The organism is Nostoc paludosum FACHB-159 (genome assembly GCF_014698835.1).
GTDB lineage: Bacteria > Cyanobacteriota > Cyanobacteriia > Cyanobacteriales > Nostocaceae > Nostoc > Nostoc paludosum.
Map to the genome: position 1 here is coordinate 98373 of NZ_JACJTU010000027.1, position 17846 is coordinate 116218.

Sequence of the window (17846 nt, forward strand, 5' to 3'; positions counted from 1 at the left end):
CAATTCAAAATTCAAAATTAAAGAACTTTTGAATGCGTGACTTTTTAATGCCCAATGCCTAATGGCCGATGACCAATCTTCAACATATTGTTACAATACTTAACATGCTCATTCTCAGCGGTGGCCTTTTCCATGATTGTTAAGACACTTCCCCCTAATTCCGGATCGATTCAGGAGGACAGTCGCAACGGCAAAACTAGCCAAGGCGAACTGCATATTATTGATGTAGTGCCAGTAGAAAATGGTACAAAAGACTTGGTAGTGCAATCGCCAAGACTTTTAGCAGCGCGAAGGGATACTAAAACAGCCGAACCTGAGACGCTTTACGATCCCGTGGAGATAGCGGCGCATTATCAAAATAGACCTCTGCAAGTTTTAGGGCGGATTTTCGCGGTGTTGAGGCCAACACTCTCCTTCGTTTTTGGGTTGTGGTCGGATAGTAAACGGGGAATTGTTGTCAAAAATGACCGCCGCCGAGCCGTTCAGTTACGAGAATTACTAACGCAACTGGGGCCTGCTTACATCAAAATTGGCCAAGCCTTATCCACCAGACCGGATTTAGTTCCTCCCGTATATCTAGAAGAATTAACTAGGCTACAAGACCAATTACCGCCTTTTCCCAACGAAATCGCTTACCAGTTTATTCAAGAAGAATTAGGCGCACCTCCCCAAGAGATTTACGCCGAACTTTCACCCCAGCCAATTGCTGCGGCTTCCTTGGGGCAAGTTTACAAAGGTAAGCTGAAAACTGGTGAAGAAGTCGCGGTTAAAGTCCAGCGCCCAGACTTAAGAGAGCGGATTACCATTGATTTGTATATCTTGCGTAACCTTGCTGCTTGGGTACAGAAAAAGTTCAAACGGGTACGGAGTGACTTAGTTGGGATTCTCGATGAATTAGGCGATCGCATTTTTGAAGAAATGGATTACATCCATGAAGGCGAAAATGCCGAACGATTTTTCGAGTTATACGGTCATATAAAAGACGTTTACGTACCGAAAATTTACTGGGAATATACCAATCGTCGTGTGTTGACGATGGAGTGGATTAACGGCACTAAATTAACCCAAACAGAAGAAATTCGCGCCCAAGGTATAGATGCTCGTTATTTAATTGAAGTGGGTGTGCAGTGTTCCCTACGCCAGTTACTAGAACACGGATTTTTCCACGCCGATCCCCACCCTGGTAATTTGTTAGCAACAACCGATGGCAAATTAGCTTATCTCGACTTTGGGATGATGAGCGAGATTAAACCACCGCAGCGTTATGGTTTAATTGAAGCGATCGTTCATGTGGTTAACCGCGACTTTGAAGGTTTAGCAAAAGACTACGTTAAATTAGATTTTTTAACACCAGAAACAGATTTAACACCAATTATTCCAGCTTTTGCTAGAGTATTTGCTGATGCCCAAGGAGCTAGTGTTGCTGAACTCAACATTAAAAGTATCACCGATGAATTATCGGCTTTGATGTATGAATATCCTTTCCGCGTACCGCCCTACTATGCTTTAATTATTCGCTCCCTGGTGACGTTGGAAGGTATTGCAATATTTATAGATCCGAATTTTAAAGTTCTCAGCGAAGCTTATCCCTACGTTTCTAAACGCTTGTTAACAGACCCAGCACCACAATTAAGAGCATCATTGCAAGATTTGTTATTTAAAGATGGCAGATTTCGCTGGAACCGCTTAGAAAACTTGTTAAAAAATGCACGTAATAGCCAAGATTACGACTTTAATTTAGTGCTGAATCAAGGGATAGAATTTCTATCATCTGAACGCGGCGCTTTCATTCGTGACAAGCTGGTGGATGAATCTGTTAATGGACTTGATGCTTTAGGTAAAAATATTCTGCATAACTTTACCTATTTACTAAGAGAACGGGTAGGGTTGACAGCAGTTAATGAAACTCCAGCTGCAACAGTTGAACAACAACAAACCTTGGAGCATATCAAACGCATTTTAAATATTCTCCGAGAAACACGAGGTTTTGACCCAGTGGAACTTGCGCCTCAAATTGCTCAGTTATTAGTAAATCCAGGTGTACAGCGTTTGGGTCAACAAGTAGCCACCCGCTTTACGCAAAAGGCTTTAGCTAGGGTAATTCGGCAATTATTGGCCTCGGAGTGAGAAGTTATATGATTTGGCTTACTGAGGGTTGTAGATAGCTTAACGAGAAATCAAGATTTCAACATTTCCTCAGCATTATAAGAGCCAAGCCAGGGCGGGTAGTAGTCAGTACTGATGAACAGCTAGAGGCAGAGCTTAGAAAAAGACTGGCATCCTGATAGACCCCATTTCCTAACCCCCTAAATTCCTCATAACCAGATACGTTTATGGGGAATTTTGATAGCAAAAAATCCCTAGCTGGCTATGATATCATGTCCAGTTAAAGCCTGAACTCTTGTCGTTTAGCTTTTCATTGTGAGTCTGCGAGTCATTTTTGAGTACGAACTTTACTGTATTTCAAATTGAATTAGAAATCGAAGTACTAATACCAACAGTTAACCTTCCAATTTCGCCTTAACTTGCTTGTTTTGCAGATATCTGAATTCCCTCGACTTGTTCGAGGAGGTGTTGTGCTTCTTGAAGAAGAATCTCTGACCGTATGGCGTCAGTTCCAAGCGAGGCTTACGCACAAATAGTTCTATGCCTAATTTTTCTAATTTTTTAATTTGTTTGCTGAGGTGTGGCTGAGGAGAAGCGATCGCCTACGAAGGAACTTCAACAATCTATCCAACCCTGAAATAAGTGACAGCGTTTCGCTTTAACATTTCTGTTAATGGGCAAACATAAGTATGAAAAAATTATTTCTAGCCTATCATTCCTCATCTTTGTGATAACCATTTTTTTCACGTTTGAGGCTTTCTTCTAAAGCTTGAATTTGTTCGCGTCTGGCTTCCAATTCCAGAGAACGCCGCGCTAAGTCTTGGTTTTGCAACGTTAGGGATTGCCGCCAATTTTCTGCTCGTTCAGCTTCGTGCTGTAAGAATTCTGGTGTAATACCTGTAGTGAGGTAGGTTTGTACTAAATGAAGTACCCAATCGGTAGCATCTTCTACTCTTTCAATATCACCTGTGGGAGAAAGTTCAACTAAAACAAGTAAGTTTTCACTCATAGGATTTCCCTTTCCTAACAGAATGAAAGCCTCTTCTGGAATTATCGCCCACAAGTTATCAACTTCCTGACGCGCTAATAAGCGTAATTGGTACTGCTCTAAAAAATCATTTTTACGCACCTGGGCTAGATATAGCATGAGAGTTACTCCGCTTTAATTAGAAATTTCAAATTTAAAAAATTATTTTTAATCAAAAAACAAGTGCAAACATTAGTTAAAAGAATGAAACTAGGTCACAGCCAGAAATTTAATTAGATGAGTTATACTTTCAAAAAATGTGGAACGGCTTATTTGTAGGTAGGTAATGGGTAATTAGCAATTAATCATCCCATTACCCATGACAGCATTACAATCCTAAACTACGTAGGCGCTCGCGCAGAATTTCTGCTTGTTTTTCGGCTTCTGCTAAGGCATCTCTCGCTCCTTGAACCACGTCAGGTCTAGCTTTATCGACAAAATTGGGATTGTTTAATCTGGCACTCAAAGATTGAATTTCCGCTTCGACTTTGGTGAGGCTTTTCTCTAGTTTGGCATGTACAACTTCAATATCTACCACGCCGCTGAGCGGAATTACTACTTGTATTGTACCTATCACACCGGCGATCGCATTTTCTGGTTGTTGTGCCTGTTGTGATTCTGTCCCTTGGAAAAACTGTCTCCATAGCTTTTGTCTAGCTTCAGCAGTCAGTAAATTTTGACTAACAAACCAAGCTGCATAAAGAAAACCAACCATTTCAAAGAAAGCTCCGACAATGGGAGTTTCATAAATCGCATTTCCCACAGCAAAACCTAACCTAGCCAAGATAATCGCCAAAATAGTTAAACCAATTATTTTCAAACCCTTCTGAGGTTTTTTACCAGCAACAGTTTGGCTTTTTTGCTTATCAGTAATAGTTAAAGTTTCAACCTTCGCCAAATCTTTAATATAAACCTGTCCAGCGGTGAGAATTTGTCTTTCTTTTTGACTTTCAGTTTGTAAATTAGCTGTCACCTTCACGCCTGGTTTCACATCAGCTTCAGCACGCAAATTGCGAATTGTGCGGATAGTATCAATTAGCAATTCAAACTGTTCTTCTAAAGCCAAATCTATTAGATTTGCATCTACCTTTGGATAGGGTTGTAAAGCCAGAGTTTGGGGCGAATCTGCCGATTGTTGGGTGAGAGATTGCCAAATTTCCTCGGTAATATGAGGCATAAAGGGATGAAGTAGTTTTAAAATCCCTTCCAGCACGTAGGCGAGGGTTTGTTGCGCTACCCGCCGCGATACTGGGTCTGCATCTGGCTGGAGGCGAGATTTCACTAATTCAATATACTGATCGCAGAAATCACCCCAAATGAACTCATATAATCCCTTGGCTGCTTCCCCTAAACCGTAATTATCAATGTAATTGCTGGTTTGTTTGATGGTTTGATTATAACGGGAAAGAATCCAGCGATCGCTCAGTTCTAGGGATTGGGAAGACGCGGGGAAAGGACTCTCCGTGCTACCGTGTCCAGTCGCCAAATTCATCATCACAAACCGAGCTGCATTCCACAACTTGTTAGCAAAGTTCCGGGATGCTTCTACAGATGGTGATTCATCCTTTTTGCGATCGTATTCTAAGCGGATATCTTGTCCCGCCCCCGCCACTTCCTTAACTAAGGTATAGCGCAGCGCATCAGTACCATATTTGTCAATTAATAACAGCGGGTCAATACCATTACCTTTGGTCTTTGACATCTTCTGGCCTTTTTCATCTAGCACCAAACCGTGGATGTAAACAGTTTGGAAAGGCATTTTCCCAGTAAAATGCCCACCCATCATTGTCATTCTGGCTACCCAGAAAAAGATGATGTCAAAGCCTGTGACCAAAGTAGTGGTAGGGTAGTAAGTCGTTAAATCCTGAGTTTGTTCTGGCCAGCCCAAAGTTGAAAACGGCCAAAGTCCAGAAGAAAACCAGGTATCTAAGACATCTGGGTCTTGTTCTAACTTGACATTTTCGCCAAATTGCGCCTTAGCTTTATCCCAAGCTTCGGCTTCCGATTTTGCCACCACAAACGGCGTATTATCGGTAATTTGCCCATCGGTTTCACTGACAGCATACCAAGCGGGAATTTGGTGTCCCCACCACAGTTGGCGAGAGATACACCAATCTTTGAGTTTTACTAACCAATCACGATAAACCTTAGTCCAGCGTTGGGGGACAAACTCAGGAGAATTTTGCTGGTCGAGGAATTCTAAAGTTTTGTCAGCGAGGGGGCGAATTTTGACAAACCACTGAGTTGAAAGTAGGGGTTCAATGGGTACTTTACCGCGATCGCTGTAGGGAACGGTATGCTTATAATCTTCAATTTTCACCAAAACGCCATCAGCTTCTAGGCGAGAAACGACATTTTTTCTAGCAACAAAGCGGTCTTGTCCTTGGAATTCCCCAGCATTGGCGTTGAGAGTGCCGTCTTTATTCATAATGTTGATTAACGGCAGATTGTGACGCTTACCCATGTCAAAATCATTGGGGTCATGGGCGGGAGTCACCTTCACACAGCCTGTGCCGAAAGTGGGGTCAACGAATTCATCGCCAATGATGGGAATTTCTCGTTGTAGAATGGGCAGAGTGACGGTTTTGCCGATGAGATGTTTGTAGCGATCGTCATCGGGATTAACTGCCACTGCTGTATCACCAAGCATCGTTTCTGGTCGAGTCGTCGCCACTTCTACAAAACCAGAACCATCCGTCAGCGGATAGCGGAAATGCCAGAGATTGCCATTAACCTCTTGATTTTCCACCTCCACATCAGACACAGCTGACTGGGAAGCTGGACACCAGTTAACTAAATATTCACCACGATAAATTAAACCTTCCTCGTAAAGGCGAGTAAATGCCTCAACAACAGCTTTGGATAAACCTTCATCCAGGGTAAACCTCTCCCGCGACCAGTCTGCCGAAACACCCAAGCGTCGCAATTGATTAACAATCGTTCCTTCAGACTCCGCCTTCCATTGCCAAGCGCGTTCTAAAAATTGATCGCGGCCTAATTCGTAGCGAGTCTTACCCTCAGTCTTGAGTTGCTTTTCCAGCATAGTATGTACTGCAATGCTGGCGTGGTCAGTTCCAGGTAGCCACAGGGTATTACGTCCCTGCATTCGGTGGTAGCGCACGAGGGTATCAATCAACGCACTTTCAAAAGCGTGACCCATGTGCAAACTGCCGGTGACGTTAGGCGGGGGAATGACGATGCAGTAGGGTTCACCGTTATGGTTGGGGTCAGCTTTGTAAACTTGGTTGTCTTCCCAGAATTTTTGCCACTTGGCTTCAGTGGAAAAGGGGTCGTAGAGACTTGGGAGATTGAGAATGGTTGCGGTCATGCGGGGCAAACTAAGTATGGAAGGACTCTAATAAATTTTGCCATAGGGTTGGAGAGAGGATTTGATGGAAACGAACCGCAAAGGACGCAAAGAACGCAAAGGAAGAGGAGGAAGGTAAGATGAGACAACCAAGTTCTCAGGTAGAAAATCTAGCTTATAGGGTGATTGGGGCAGCAATTGAGGTACATCAGGTATTAGGGGCAGGGTTTTTAGAGGAGGTTTATCACAAGGCACTCAAAGAAGAATTTTTAATTCGCGGAATACCCCATAATTTTGAGCATCCGGTAAAAGTACGCTACAAAGGTCGTCCAGTGGGTGAGGGCAAATTAGATTTTTTGGTTGGAGACTCTCTAATTGTTGAATTGAAAGCTGTCCAAAACTTAACCCCGATTCATGAAGCCCAAGTCATCTCATACCTTAAAATGACTCATTACCCCCTAGCTCTCCTTATCAACTTTAACGTTTCCCTTCTCAAAGACGGCATCAAACGCATCATCCTTTCTTCTTAATCTTCTCTTCTTTGCGCCCTTTGCGCCCTTTGTGGTTCGTTAAATAAACCCATGAAACCTCAACCAACCTCCCCCTGGACATTCATCCCCACCCTATATTTCACCTCCGGCATCCCTTACGTAATCATCAACACAGTTTCCGTAATCTTTTACAAAAAACTCGGAATAGATAATGCTCAAATTACCCTATGGACAAGCTTTCTCTATCTCCCTTGGGTCATCAAAATGTTTTGGGGCCCAATTGTCGATATCTACTCTACCAAACGCAAATGGATAATTTACACCCAATTAGCCATGTTCGTTTGTTTAGGTTTGGTAGCCTTTTGTTTACAACTACCCAATTTCTTCTTCATCTCCCTGGCAGCATTAACAATAGCAGCTTTTATTTCTGCAACTTATGATATTGCTACAGATGGTTTTTATTTGCTAGCTTTATCTCCCGAACAACAAGCTTTCTTCGTAGGCATTCGCTCACTTTTTTATAGACTCGCTGTTATTTTCGGCTCTGGAATATTAGTAGTTATAGCAGGCCAGCTTGAAGTATCTCTTAACAACATTCCTCTAGGTTGGACTCTAGCTATTAGCTTCTCAGCTTTAATTTTAGCAATACTGTTTATTTTTCATCGCTTAGTTTTACCCGCACCTGAATCGGATAGTCAACGACAGCTAGAAGCTACAAAAAAAATAGATTTTTGGACAATTATTAGTTCCTATTTTAATCAACATAAAATTATCAATATTATAGCCTTTATTTTACTCTACAGACTTGGCGAAGCAATGCTTGTCAAGATGGCCTCTTTATTTTTGTTGGATAAACCAGAAGTAGGAGGCTTGGGTTTATCAACATCAGATGTCGGATTAGCCTACGGAACATTTGGTGTAATATCCCTGATTCTTGGAGGGATATTAGGAGGCTTGCTCATTTCAAAATATGGGTTGAAAAAATGTCTTTTACCTATGGCTTTAGCATTAAACTTGCCCGACATATTTTATGTTTATATGGCTTACACAAAACCTTCATTAGCGTTAGTATATCCTTTGGTTTCCTTAGAGCAATTCGGATATGGCTTTGGTTTTACAGCATTTAGTGTTTACTTAATGTACATTTGCCAAGGTGAATACAAAACCTCTCATTTTGCCATATCTACTGGCATCATGGCTTTAGGAATGATGTTACCCGGATTAATTAGCGGCTATCTCCAAAAATCACTTGGCTATCCACTATTTTTTATCTTGGTCTGTTTGCTCACAATTCCTGGGATGATTGCTCTATTTTTTATACCTTTAAAAGAAGAATCAAAACTTGCGAATAATTAACTACTTCAGATATTATGACTTATGTCTTGGGAATAGATGGCGGCGGTAGTAAGACAGTATGTGTGTTGATGGATGATTCTGGTCAAATTCTAGGACGCGGTGAAGCTGCGGGATCTAACTATCAAAGTATAGGTATTGAAGCCACTTTTAAAGCAATTGAATCTGCAATTCATACTGCGGCTAATGAAGCAAGAAAAATTATAAATACTATTACTATTGAAGCAATATGTCTGGGTTTGGCAGGAGTGGGACGTGCATCAGATATTGAAGTAGTAAAAAGTTTAGTACAAGAGTTGCAAAATAGCAAAATTTTACCTATTACTTGGTCATTACAACCAGCGAATATTGTAATTTGCAACGACGCTTTGATTGCTTTAGTTGGTGGAATTGGTCATGATGTGGGAATTGTGGTTGCAGTAGGTACTGGTTCTATAGTTTTTGGGCGAAATTATCAGGGAAGTACTAAGCAAGTCGGCGGATGGGGCTATATTTTAGGAGATGAAGGTAGTGCTTATAAAATTGCTGTTGCTGGGATGAATGCTGCATTAAAATCCTATGACGGGCGCGAGGTAGCAACTAGTTTACTGGATGCTTTTAAAGAGCATTTTGATTTGGAAAATATAGAAGATTTAATAGAAGTAATATATCGACGACAATGGGGAGTTAAACAGATAGCTGCTTTAGCACCAATTGTCGATTTAGCAGCAGCTTCAGGTGATGAAGTAGCGAATAATATAATTGATGATGCTGTTAAAGAATTAGTAAAAGCTACATCTACAGTAATTGATGCAATTTTTATTCCAGACTCGATTTATGAAGTAGTCACAACGGGAAGTGTATGGCTAAGTAGATCGAAAATACATGAGAGGTTTTCAGCATCGATAATTAACAAGTTTCCTTTTATTCAAGTTATTTATCCAAGGTTTGAACCTGCTTATGGTGCTGCTTTGTTGGCATTGCAGAGTTTAGTGAGGGAAGAAGAATGAGAAAGCGATGGTTTGAATAAATTTTTTACGTAGACGCGCAGCGGCTTGCCGCAGGCTACCACAGAGATGCAGAGGGCATAGATAGTAGTATAGAGAATTACTATGTCTCAACGCTAAGGACTCTGCGATCGAGTCAGCTATGCTCAAAATATAGGTGATATAAATCACCTTACACTGGCTATTTTTTAACAGTAATATCCAATAGTAAAGGGGATAGATGACATTCGCTTGTGGCAAAGCACCCATCCCCGAATAGCTGCCCAGATCATGAAACCTGGAATCCTATAGTCCGGTATCTAATAATCCCAGTATCGGCCGAGATATGTTGATTGTCACCCGGATAGATACTGATTTAAAAGATATCTGTCGTGGGGTATAGGGAATTGAGAGTATTGACTGTTCACTGCTGACTGAGGAGTTAAGAATTATTCATTCTCCTTGTCCCCCTTGTCTCCCTTGTCTCCCCTGCCCCCCATCACCCCATCTCCCACACTCCTCACATTCGCCACACTCGTCACACTCCCTCATCCCTGTGTCCCTACACACCTTTCCCATCGCCAACAATGCTGTGCCGTAAGCAGCTTCTGTATATTTTGAGGCTATGACAGGTACTTTTAAATACTGCTGACGAATAGCAGTCCAAGTATCATTTGCCGCGCCGCCACCAGCAGTATAAACACGAGTCAATTTGTCTGCACCCATTTGTTGTAATAATTCATACCCTTTTGTTTCTATACGGGCAATACTTTCTAACAATCCATGTAGAAATTCCACTGGGTTATCTGGGCGTGGTTCCAATCTTGGGGGTAGATTGGGATCGTTAATGGGAAAGCGATCGCCTGCTTTCAACAATGGATAATAATCTAGTTCGCTGGCTTTTGATGCATCAATTTCACGGCTAAGGCTTACTAATTCAGCGTTGGTGAAAAATTTCTGTAGCACTGCACCCCCAGTATTAGAAGCACCCCCAGTCAACCACAATTTACCCAAGCGATGGCTATAAATTCCGTACCGCGCATCTTCTACACGGGTACGACTCAAAAGTTTTAGTACCAGCGTCGAACCTAAGGAAGTCACGGCTTCACCAGGCAATTTTGCCCCACTGGCAAGAAAAGCCGCAATACTGTCGGTTGTACCAGTACATACTAAACAATCACGCCGAAAACCAAAGTTATCTGCAACTTCAGAACGCAATTCTGCCACGGGAGTACCAGGTGGCAAAACTCTGGGTAGTTGAATCGGTATTTGCAACTTTTCCATCCATTCGGGGTATTTCAACTCTTCCACGTCATAACCCAGTTTTAGGGCGTTATGGTAATCGCTAATGCCTAAATACCCATGCAGCAAAAACCCCAGCCAATCTGCTTGATGTAGGAAATATCTAGCTTGATTAAAAGAAGGTAACTGCTTCATCCAAATCAGCTTGCTTAGGCTAGAGGTGGCGCTTAATACAGTATGATTGGGGGGCGCTACACTCTTTAAATCATTTAGCACAGATGATCCCCGTGGGTCGTTGTACAATAGCGGTGCATCTATTGGGTTGCCAGCAGCATCCACCAGCAAGACAGTGGAAGAAGTACCATTAATAGCGATCGCTTTAATTTCTCGCCGCAATTCCTGAGGTATCTGTTCCACCAGCGCAAACAAGGCCTCCCGCCAAGAATTTGGCATCACAGCCACTGGTGAATCCTCAAAAGGATATCGCACCTCAGCCTGGATGCTAGCTTTGTTATCAATCACCACACCACGTGCGCCAGATGTCCCGAAGTCGATACCCAAATACAAATCCATAGATTTATAAATTTTTTTAAAGGATAATAACTAACGACTACTGACCAATAATTGCTTTTGTTGCATCTTGTAACAAGATCTTCCACGAACCTGGCAAAACAAGGAAAAGTAGTAAACGAACAGTTCAAAATCTATTCAAGTTAGGAGATTTTCAGCTATGCCTATCTTAGATACTCTGTACCTCGCTCAAGTGTCTTCTATCTCAGATACCCAAGTGTACATCGCTCTAGTTGTGGCGCTGATTCCAGGAGTTCTAGCTTGGCGTTTAGCCACAGAACTTTACAAATAAGGTACGATGTGACACAGTTAAAAAGCTAATAATCCTGGCATTACGGGGGTGCAATTTCCAAACGCTTAAGGCTTTACGCCTTGAGTATTTATGGAACTATGCACTTACGTAAGCCAGGTTATTTTTTAACTTGTACAGCACTTGTAGCTATTTTCCAAAAATGAAGTAAGATGACAGCTAAATCAAGCATTCACAAGTGGTGAGTAAGGTTAAAAGACCTGAGTGAGAAGATTCATAAGTACTACTTCTTACTCATTATTTCTTCCTGAACACTCAACACAGGTAAACGCCCCGTTCGCGACGCGTCTCGTAGAAAAGAAAGCTAACAGCACTCTTAATAGTGCTTCACTTCATTTAAAGAGGTTATTTTTTAGGATCATGAACGCGATTCAACCCTCCAGACCACCCTCACAACCGATACAAAAACGCCGGGTCATTCCTCGACCAAAGCGGCATCTTCGTCAACGTTCTTACCAAGTCATGGCATTGGAAAGTACTGCCAAGATAGCTGTTAATCTTTTCATTACAGCTGCTGCCGCATCTGCCTTGACACAACTTTTGCCTTATCACTGGTCACAGCAAGAAAAGTTGCGAGAAATCAGCACTGAAGTCAAGCTGATAGAAGCACATGTCAACAATTTACAGGCAGAATTTAGCCGTAACTTCGATCCCCAGCAAGCTAAAAGTATTATGCAACAACAAGGGTACAGATTCGATCCCCGCCAGCGTCGAGTGGTGCTGATGAATAAAGATGGTATCATTCAACAAACAGATTTATTACCCTAAGATAAATATCGAATTTGGGATTATTCTGTTTCTTGTGATTTTGGCTAGCTAGAAACTGGGTGAAAATTTATATTATTGCTAATAAATAACAGCGTCCCTATATTCCAATCTTAAATTCAAAATGAATTCTTGATTTTTGGAATTTTCAGTTTACCAGAATGGTTCATCTACCAATTAGGACGCCCAGGAGATAGAAGATCGTTAAGCCAATTTTCTAGCTGTAAACGCAAGCGATAACCAGTAACATCCTTACTGTTGTTTACAGGAGGTAGTTGAGTAAGGGCACGACGATAATCAGCGATCGCACAATTCCAGTCACCCCAAAGATGGTAAGTTCTGCCACGTTCAGCCCAAATATGACCTTCGAGTTGACCGAAAAGCAGTGCTACCTCAAAATTTTCAATAGCCTCTTCGTATTGACCCAAGTCACGCAAGGTAATCCCTCTGTTAATCCACGCCCGGACATGACTAGGATTCAAATTAATTGCTTCATCATAGTCAGCAAGTGCTAGTGCTAATTCTCCACAAGCAGCATAGTAATTTGCTCGATTGTTATAAGCGCTGGCTAAATAGGGATTGAGTTCGAGGGCGGCATTATAGTCACAAAACGCTTTTTGCATTTCACCACTTTGGAAATAAATCAGCCCCCGGTTGTTGTAATCAATCGCATTGTAGGGATGGCGGAAAATTAGTTGGTTTAAAAGTGCGATCGCCTCAGTATAATTTCCTTCTTGAGCCAACTGCAAAGCATAAGAGCGCAAGTGACTGTCTGCTAATTCAGTGCGATCGCTTGTTCTCTGGTCTTGATGGTTATTTATTTTATTGATGATAAGTTTTTTATATTGGTTACCTTGATGGTCACCAGAAGCTAAAAATGAGTCAATATTCATCTTTTTACGCCTAAAATGCCTGCTATATGGAATAAAGTTCTAGTTTTATTTGTTATTGGCTTTACCACTATGTATATTTTTAGAGTATTGAATATTACCTGAAAGCCATCTCAAGAGGGAACTTAAACTACTCACACAAGTGGAAATTTACGCCTTAAATAGACAATTGCTCCTCAAACCTAATCATGGATACTTCACCCCCAAGGTTAATTCCAGAAATAGCCAAGAGAAATTTCGCGCTAAGGCAAAAGGGACTGGGGATTGGGTACTGGGGAATGGGGATTGGGATTGAGTATTGAAAAAATTGTTGTTAGTTCCCAAGTAACGCACGACCAGTAAAAAATTAAAAATCCTGTATTTCTAGGCTTTTGAAACATTTAGAATGCTATTCTTATACCCGTCGCAATGTACAACTCAAGTAGTAACAGCGACAAGTTGGTAGAATGCCAACAAGCCTTTCATTCCTTGATTACAGAGGGGGATGACGAAGACAAAAGGACAAGGAGAATAACCCCTCAGTCCCCAATCCCCAGTCCCCAGTCCCCAATCCTTAAATTTTGAGAAATTTTCTGATGACAACTGCAATTTCTTATCCCAATGCTCCCGATTTAGCAGCCGACGATTACATTGTCATCGGTTTGGCAACCTGCTTCGTCAAAGAAGATGGAGAAGTTCATCAAATCGAAGTCATAGAACCAATTCCCTCTGCGGCTTTGGAGGCACTGTTAAAAGGCATTCCTACCTCCTACAAGCTGGCTTGTGCAACAACTTTGGGATCTGTGCTGGATGGCGATTCACAACTCGTACCAGATGGCTTCCCCCACCAGGCTCAGTTCGGTGAAGAATTTATCCCACGGTTGTTTGCAGCAGCTCGGACTTACAAGCGTCGTGAATCTGCAAAATCCCTAATTCCTTTAGGTACAACCTACACTGAGTTCAAGTATTCCGTTGACCGCAAGCGGGTGCTAAATGCTAGTAGAGTTGTTACCAAAGAAGATAATGTTAAGCAGCATTCTCACACTCACAAAGTTCTTTAGGTAATTATGCTAAAACTTTACGGTGGTGCTCGTAGTCGAGCATCAATTGTTCATTGGTATTTAGAGGAACTAGAAGTTCCCTATGAATTTGTCAAGCTTGATATGCAGGCAGGGGAACATCTCCAGCCTGAGTATTTGAAAATTAATCCATTTGGAAAGGTTCCAGCAATTGTTGAGGGAGATTTTCAGCTTTGGGAATCTGGGGCAATTTTGCTCTATCTCATGGATAAGTATGGAAAAGCGCCAGTTTCACTAGAAGAGCGTGCTGTGATTAACCAATGGGTGTTATTTGCCAATTCCACCCTCAGTACAGCAATTTTGGTAGAAGCAAATCGCGATCGCCAAATACCTCGTTTGTTGAGTACGTTGAATGAAATTTTCAGTAAACAAACTTTTTTACTAGGTAATGAATTCACTGTTGCGGATGTTGCAGTCGGGTCTGTTTTGAATTACATTCCCTTAATTCTGAAATTAGATTTCAGTCCCTACCCAGCTGTATTGAATTACATGAACCAATTGGCTGAGCGTCCGGCATTTCAAAAAACTATCGGTGCAAGAACGTAAAAGGGACTAGGGATCGGGGATTGGGGGAGATGAGGGAGACAAATCAATTCAAAACTTGTACTGAGCGCAGTCGAAATATTCAAAATTCAAGAACTTCTGCCCCTTGCTCCCTGCCCCTCTGCCCCTCTGCCTCCTGCCTCCTGCCTCCTGCCCCATGCCCCATCCACTTTACCGATAATTTGTAAATTGCAAAGCCACAGGATAGTCTTCTTGTTTTAGTCGTTGAATTACAACTTGTAAGTCATCTTTAGATTTGGCAGAAACCCGCACAGCCTCACCTTGAATTGAGGCTTGTACCTTTTTGAATTCGTCACGAATCAATTTGGAAATTTGTTTGGCAATATCTTGATTGATGCCTTTTTTAAGTTTAATTTCTTGACGCACGCGGTTACCGCTTGCTGATTCAATTTTGCCAAAATCAAAGATTTTTTGGGAAAGATTACGCTTAGCAGCTTTTTCCCGCAGGATGTTGTGTACAGAATCTAAGGTAAACTCGCTGTCAGTATTAACATTAATGCTTTGATCGGCTAACTCAACAGTAGTTTGAGTATCTTTGAGGTCATAACGGCTTTTGATTTCTCGCACAACTTGATCGACAGCGTTAACCAATTCTTGTTGGTCAAAGTCGCTCACAATGTCAAAGGAAAAAGTAGAAGCCATAAAGTATTTTGGATTTTAGATTTTGGATTTTAGATTGCGAATTGGGTATGGGGCATGGGGCATTGGGCATTGGGAATAAACAGTGAGAAGTTATTCTCCTTGTCTTTTGTCCCCTTGTCTCCCTCATCCGCCTTATCCTCCTCATCTCACCCATGCCCGATGCTCGATGCCCCATGCCCTGTTTGGCCAATTAACTATTTGCTTGGATGATGCTCAGGAAGATCAGAATAGCAGAACCAAGGGAGCCGATGCCAAACATCAGCGATCGCAAAATAGGTATATTCAAAATATAAAAAATTGAGTAAAGAAAACGCGCAGCCACAAACGCGATCGCAGCCGTCGCTGCTGTAGAAGAATTTACACCAGTGACGTATGCCATGAATGCGGCTGCTGCAAATACCATAAACGCTTCAAAGGAGTTCTGATGTGCCCAGGTGGCTCTTTGAGCGTATGGCGGCAATTTATCAAACATAGCGCGAGGGGCAGAGATATCGTACCCAACACGCACACGGGCATAAGCTACTACTAAAAATGGCACGTAAATTAGAACGGCAGCAGCAGCGATGGAGTACAAAAAAATTATCATTTAGTTATTAGTCAGTAGTCATTAGTCATTGGTCATTGGTCAAATACATAGACGTGCTTTAGTTTGATTACCACGAACTAGGACAAAACGCAAAGTCTGAGCGCCGATTTCCGGCGTAGACGCCCGAAGGGCGGCTTGCCGCAGGCATCGGAACTTTGTAAGAGAGGACTTTTGACAAATGACTAATCAAAGTAGAAGAGTGTGACCACTTTTCTTTGTTCTTCTGCATCTTGACAAGTTTGCAGCAAAGTGCGGCTGTCGTGAAACGCAAAGCAAATTAGTTGCTGGCAACGAGAGACAATTTCTTTGTTGCACAAGTAACTAGCTTCGGCAAGAGACAGATTATCATTACTGGGATTTTCCACCAGATGCATTACCTGTTCTAGTTGCTGGCGGGATTCTAAGGGCTGGCGTTCCAAGCTTTGGGGTAGAATCACGGTTAACAAGTTTGGATCGGCCCGCGTTGCTCCTCGGATGGCAGCAGAATTTGTACCTATGGCGCCAGAAGTGATGATCCGATTACCCGATAAAACTAGGGCATATGTCATCATTTCAATAAGATTCTGATGTGTAATCGGCACATGACGAGAACCCAGCAAGGCAATTCTTTTAGAACCCGTTTGCTGGATTGTCGCCAGTTCTTGCGCTAATGTATCGACGTTAATAAGGTCTGTTGATTGACTCAAAGATAGACATAATCAGATTAAACGACCCAGCTATTCTACCAAAGAGCGTGTAGGTGCGAGGCAAACCTGAGTTAGACAACTACAATTTTTCACTTTTTTGTTTGGTTGAGTGACTGAATTACGCGATCGCACCAAGCCAGCCAATGTCTTTCATAAGTAATTCCATTCAGGAGAGTCAAATACTGGAATTGCTGCGGTTCTGGCAGTTCTTGGGGATTCTGAAAGTAATGCTGTTCCAAATCCTCATATATAGATAATTTTTCTAAGTGGGCTTTTTGATGTTGCTCTAGTTCTGCCAAAATCGTCTCCTTAGGAGCAACATGACCAGCAAAAATTTTTACAAGTAAATCGTCTTTTATCGGTGTGGGTTCACAAGGTTGAGCAATCCACTCTTTTAACTGCTGTTCTCCCAAGCCTGTGACACTGTAAAGCTTTTTATCTGGGCGTCCTGCTTGCTGAATCGTCTCGGAACTAATCCACTTTTGGTCTTCCAACTTCGACAACTCCCGATAAATCTGCTGGTGGCTGGCTGACCAAAAAAAGCCTACAGAGCCATCAAATCGCTTTGCTAAATCATACCCACTACAAGGGGCCTCAACAAGAGCAGCTAATATCGCGTGGGCTAATGCCATGATTTTTAATTCACTACTTGACATATGCAACTAATTGCATAAAATACAAATATGCAATTAGTTGCATAATACTCCAAAAAAATAAGGGATGTAACTCATGCCTCAAGTAATGCCAGGAAGATTTACCGCCGAGATTGATGAACCTTTCGTTGTGTTTCTGATTGGGATGAGAATTAATAAATTCTTTGCTTTTTCTAAATGGATTCCCACAGCTAGGGCAATGTCACCGATGCTACGCAGCCTTCGGTTGAATCCCGAAAAAGGGTTTTTAGGGGGAGAAGGTTTTGTTTACTCACGGGGAGTAGGACTGATTCAGTATTGGCGCTCGTTTGAGGATTTGGAGCGTTTTGCCAGAAATCCCGCAGATGAACATCTAGAAGCTTGGCAAAGATTTAATCGATCCATTGGTGCTGATGGCAGTGTTGGCATTTGGCACGAAACTTATCTAATCGAACCGGGAAAATATGAAGCAATTTACGGAAATATGCCTGTATTTGGATTAGCTGCTGCAACTAAGCACGTCCCAGCTAAAGGACGAAGAGAAACAGCACGCCGTCGCTTGGGAGGTGACAGCGAACCTGCTGTGCCTTCGCCAGCGGGAGATGGGGAGATGGGGGGATGAGGGGAGTGTGGAGAGTGTGGGGAGAGAGGG

General features: G+C 42.2%; 19 protein-coding genes. 10 read left to right on the forward strand and 9 right to left on the reverse strand.

Annotated elements, in window-relative coordinates:
• The first annotated feature begins 132 nt into the window (after positions 1 to 132).
• Positions 133 to 2127 (forward strand): ABC1 kinase family protein, encoded by a 1995-nt coding sequence (locus tag H6H03_RS24910; RefSeq protein WP_190957734.1) that lies wholly within the window; start codon positions 133 to 135, stop codon positions 2125 to 2127.
• A 374-nt stretch (positions 2128 to 2501) separates the two neighbouring features.
• Here H6H03_RS24910 and H6H03_RS42090 read toward each other — a convergent pair whose 3' ends face one another.
• The 3 genes from H6H03_RS42090 to H6H03_RS24925 form a co-directional block, all read right to left on the reverse strand.
• Entirely contained in the window at positions 2502 to 2705 is a 204-nt protein-coding gene (locus tag H6H03_RS42090) for a LysR family transcriptional regulator (RefSeq protein ID WP_190957759.1), read from the reverse strand.
• 113 nt (positions 2706 to 2818) lie between these two features.
• On the reverse strand, positions 2819 to 3253 hold the full coding sequence (locus H6H03_RS24920; protein WP_190957735.1) for a hypothetical protein: 435 nt from the start codon (positions 3251 to 3253) through the stop codon (positions 2819 to 2821).
• 208 nt (positions 3254 to 3461) lie between these two features.
• Positions 3462 to 6461: a valine--tRNA ligase gene (locus H6H03_RS24925; protein ID WP_190957736.1), complete on the reverse strand. Its 3000-nt coding sequence runs from the start codon at positions 6459 to 6461 to the stop codon at positions 3462 to 3464.
• A 119-nt stretch (positions 6462 to 6580) separates the two neighbouring features.
• On the opposite strand from H6H03_RS24925, the gene H6H03_RS24930 reads away from it, so the two are divergent.
• From H6H03_RS24930 to H6H03_RS24940, 3 genes are read left to right on the forward strand one after another with little or no spacing between them, the layout of a single operon-like run.
• Positions 6581 to 6970 carry a GxxExxY protein gene (locus H6H03_RS24930; RefSeq protein WP_190957737.1) on the forward strand — a complete coding sequence of 130 codons (390 nt, stop codon included), beginning with the start codon at positions 6581 to 6583 and terminating at the stop codon, positions 6968 to 6970.
• Positions 6971 to 7021: 51 nt separating this feature from the next.
• Complete coding sequence (locus H6H03_RS24935; protein WP_190957738.1) at positions 7022 to 8287, forward strand: MFS transporter; 1266 nt, start codon at positions 7022 to 7024, stop codon at positions 8285 to 8287.
• 14 nt (positions 8288 to 8301) lie between these two features.
• Positions 8302 to 9273, forward strand: a complete 972-nt coding sequence (locus H6H03_RS24940) for an N-acetylglucosamine kinase (protein ID WP_190957739.1) — start codon at positions 8302 to 8304, stop codon at positions 9271 to 9273.
• Between the two features lie 429 nt (positions 9274 to 9702).
• On the opposite strand, the gene H6H03_RS24945 is transcribed toward H6H03_RS24940, so the two are convergent.
• Positions 9703 to 11064 (reverse strand): FGGY-family carbohydrate kinase, encoded by a 1362-nt coding sequence (locus H6H03_RS24945; RefSeq protein ID WP_190957740.1) that lies wholly within the window; start codon positions 11062 to 11064, stop codon positions 9703 to 9705.
• Between the two features lie 157 nt (positions 11065 to 11221).
• Between H6H03_RS24945 and psaM the strand changes: the two genes are divergently transcribed.
• Complete coding sequence (gene psaM / locus H6H03_RS24950; RefSeq protein ID WP_096538979.1) at positions 11222 to 11353, forward strand: photosystem I reaction center subunit XII; 132 nt, start codon at positions 11222 to 11224, stop codon at positions 11351 to 11353.
• Between the two features lie 378 nt (positions 11354 to 11731).
• Positions 11732 to 12139: a slr1601 family putative cell division protein gene (locus H6H03_RS24955; RefSeq protein WP_190957741.1), complete on the forward strand. Its 408-nt coding sequence runs from the start codon at positions 11732 to 11734 to the stop codon at positions 12137 to 12139.
• 167 nt (positions 12140 to 12306) lie between these two features.
• On the opposite strand, the gene H6H03_RS24960 is transcribed toward H6H03_RS24955, so the two are convergent.
• A complete protein-coding gene (locus H6H03_RS24960; protein WP_190957742.1) occupies positions 12307 to 13029 on the reverse strand; it encodes a tetratricopeptide repeat protein in 723 nt (240 codons plus the stop codon).
• A 572-nt stretch (positions 13030 to 13601) separates the two neighbouring features.
• Between H6H03_RS24960 and H6H03_RS24965 the strand changes: the two genes are divergently transcribed.
• Both H6H03_RS24965 and H6H03_RS24970 read left to right on the forward strand, forming a co-directional pair.
• Positions 13602 to 14066 (forward strand): hypothetical protein, encoded by a 465-nt coding sequence (locus H6H03_RS24965; RefSeq protein WP_190957743.1) that lies wholly within the window; start codon positions 13602 to 13604, stop codon positions 14064 to 14066.
• 6 nt (positions 14067 to 14072) lie between these two features.
• Positions 14073 to 14630 (forward strand): glutathione S-transferase family protein, encoded by a 558-nt coding sequence (locus H6H03_RS24970; RefSeq protein WP_190957744.1) that lies wholly within the window; start codon positions 14073 to 14075, stop codon positions 14628 to 14630.
• Between the two features lie 168 nt (positions 14631 to 14798).
• On the opposite strand, the gene H6H03_RS24975 is transcribed toward H6H03_RS24970, so the two are convergent.
• Positions 14799 to 15290: a YajQ family cyclic di-GMP-binding protein gene (locus H6H03_RS24975; protein WP_190957745.1), complete on the reverse strand. Its 492-nt coding sequence runs from the start codon at positions 15288 to 15290 to the stop codon at positions 14799 to 14801.
• Between the two features lie 54 nt (positions 15291 to 15344).
• Between H6H03_RS24975 and H6H03_RS24980 the strand changes: the two genes are divergently transcribed.
• The gene (locus H6H03_RS24980) at positions 15345 to 15500 is read left to right on the forward strand and encodes a hypothetical protein (RefSeq protein ID WP_190957746.1); all 156 of its coding nucleotides are present in this window, start codon (positions 15345 to 15347) and stop codon (positions 15498 to 15500) included.
• Here the strand turns inward: H6H03_RS24980 and H6H03_RS24985 are convergent.
• The 3 genes from H6H03_RS24985 to H6H03_RS24995 all read right to left on the reverse strand — a co-directional run bounded on the left by H6H03_RS24985 (position 15481) and on the right by H6H03_RS24995 (position 17194).
• Positions 15481 to 15876, reverse strand: coding sequence for an MAPEG family protein (locus H6H03_RS24985; RefSeq protein ID WP_190957747.1), 396 nt, complete (start codon positions 15874 to 15876; stop codon positions 15481 to 15483). The two genes, H6H03_RS24980 and H6H03_RS24985, sit on opposite strands and share 20 nt — an antisense overlap.
• Before the next feature lie 182 nt (positions 15877 to 16058).
• Positions 16059 to 16562 carry a DNA recombination-mediator protein A gene (locus H6H03_RS24990; protein WP_073641923.1) on the reverse strand — a complete coding sequence of 168 codons (504 nt, stop codon included), beginning with the start codon at positions 16560 to 16562 and terminating at the stop codon, positions 16059 to 16061.
• Between the two features lie 89 nt (positions 16563 to 16651).
• Positions 16652 to 17194: a PadR family transcriptional regulator gene (locus H6H03_RS24995; protein ID WP_190957748.1), complete on the reverse strand. Its 543-nt coding sequence runs from the start codon at positions 17192 to 17194 to the stop codon at positions 16652 to 16654.
• Positions 17195 to 17291: 97 nt separating this feature from the next.
• On the opposite strand from H6H03_RS24995, the gene H6H03_RS25000 reads away from it, so the two are divergent.
• Complete coding sequence (locus H6H03_RS25000; RefSeq protein ID WP_190957749.1) at positions 17292 to 17816, forward strand: DUF4188 domain-containing protein; 525 nt, start codon at positions 17292 to 17294, stop codon at positions 17814 to 17816.
• Positions 17817 to 17846: the final 30 nt, after the last annotated feature.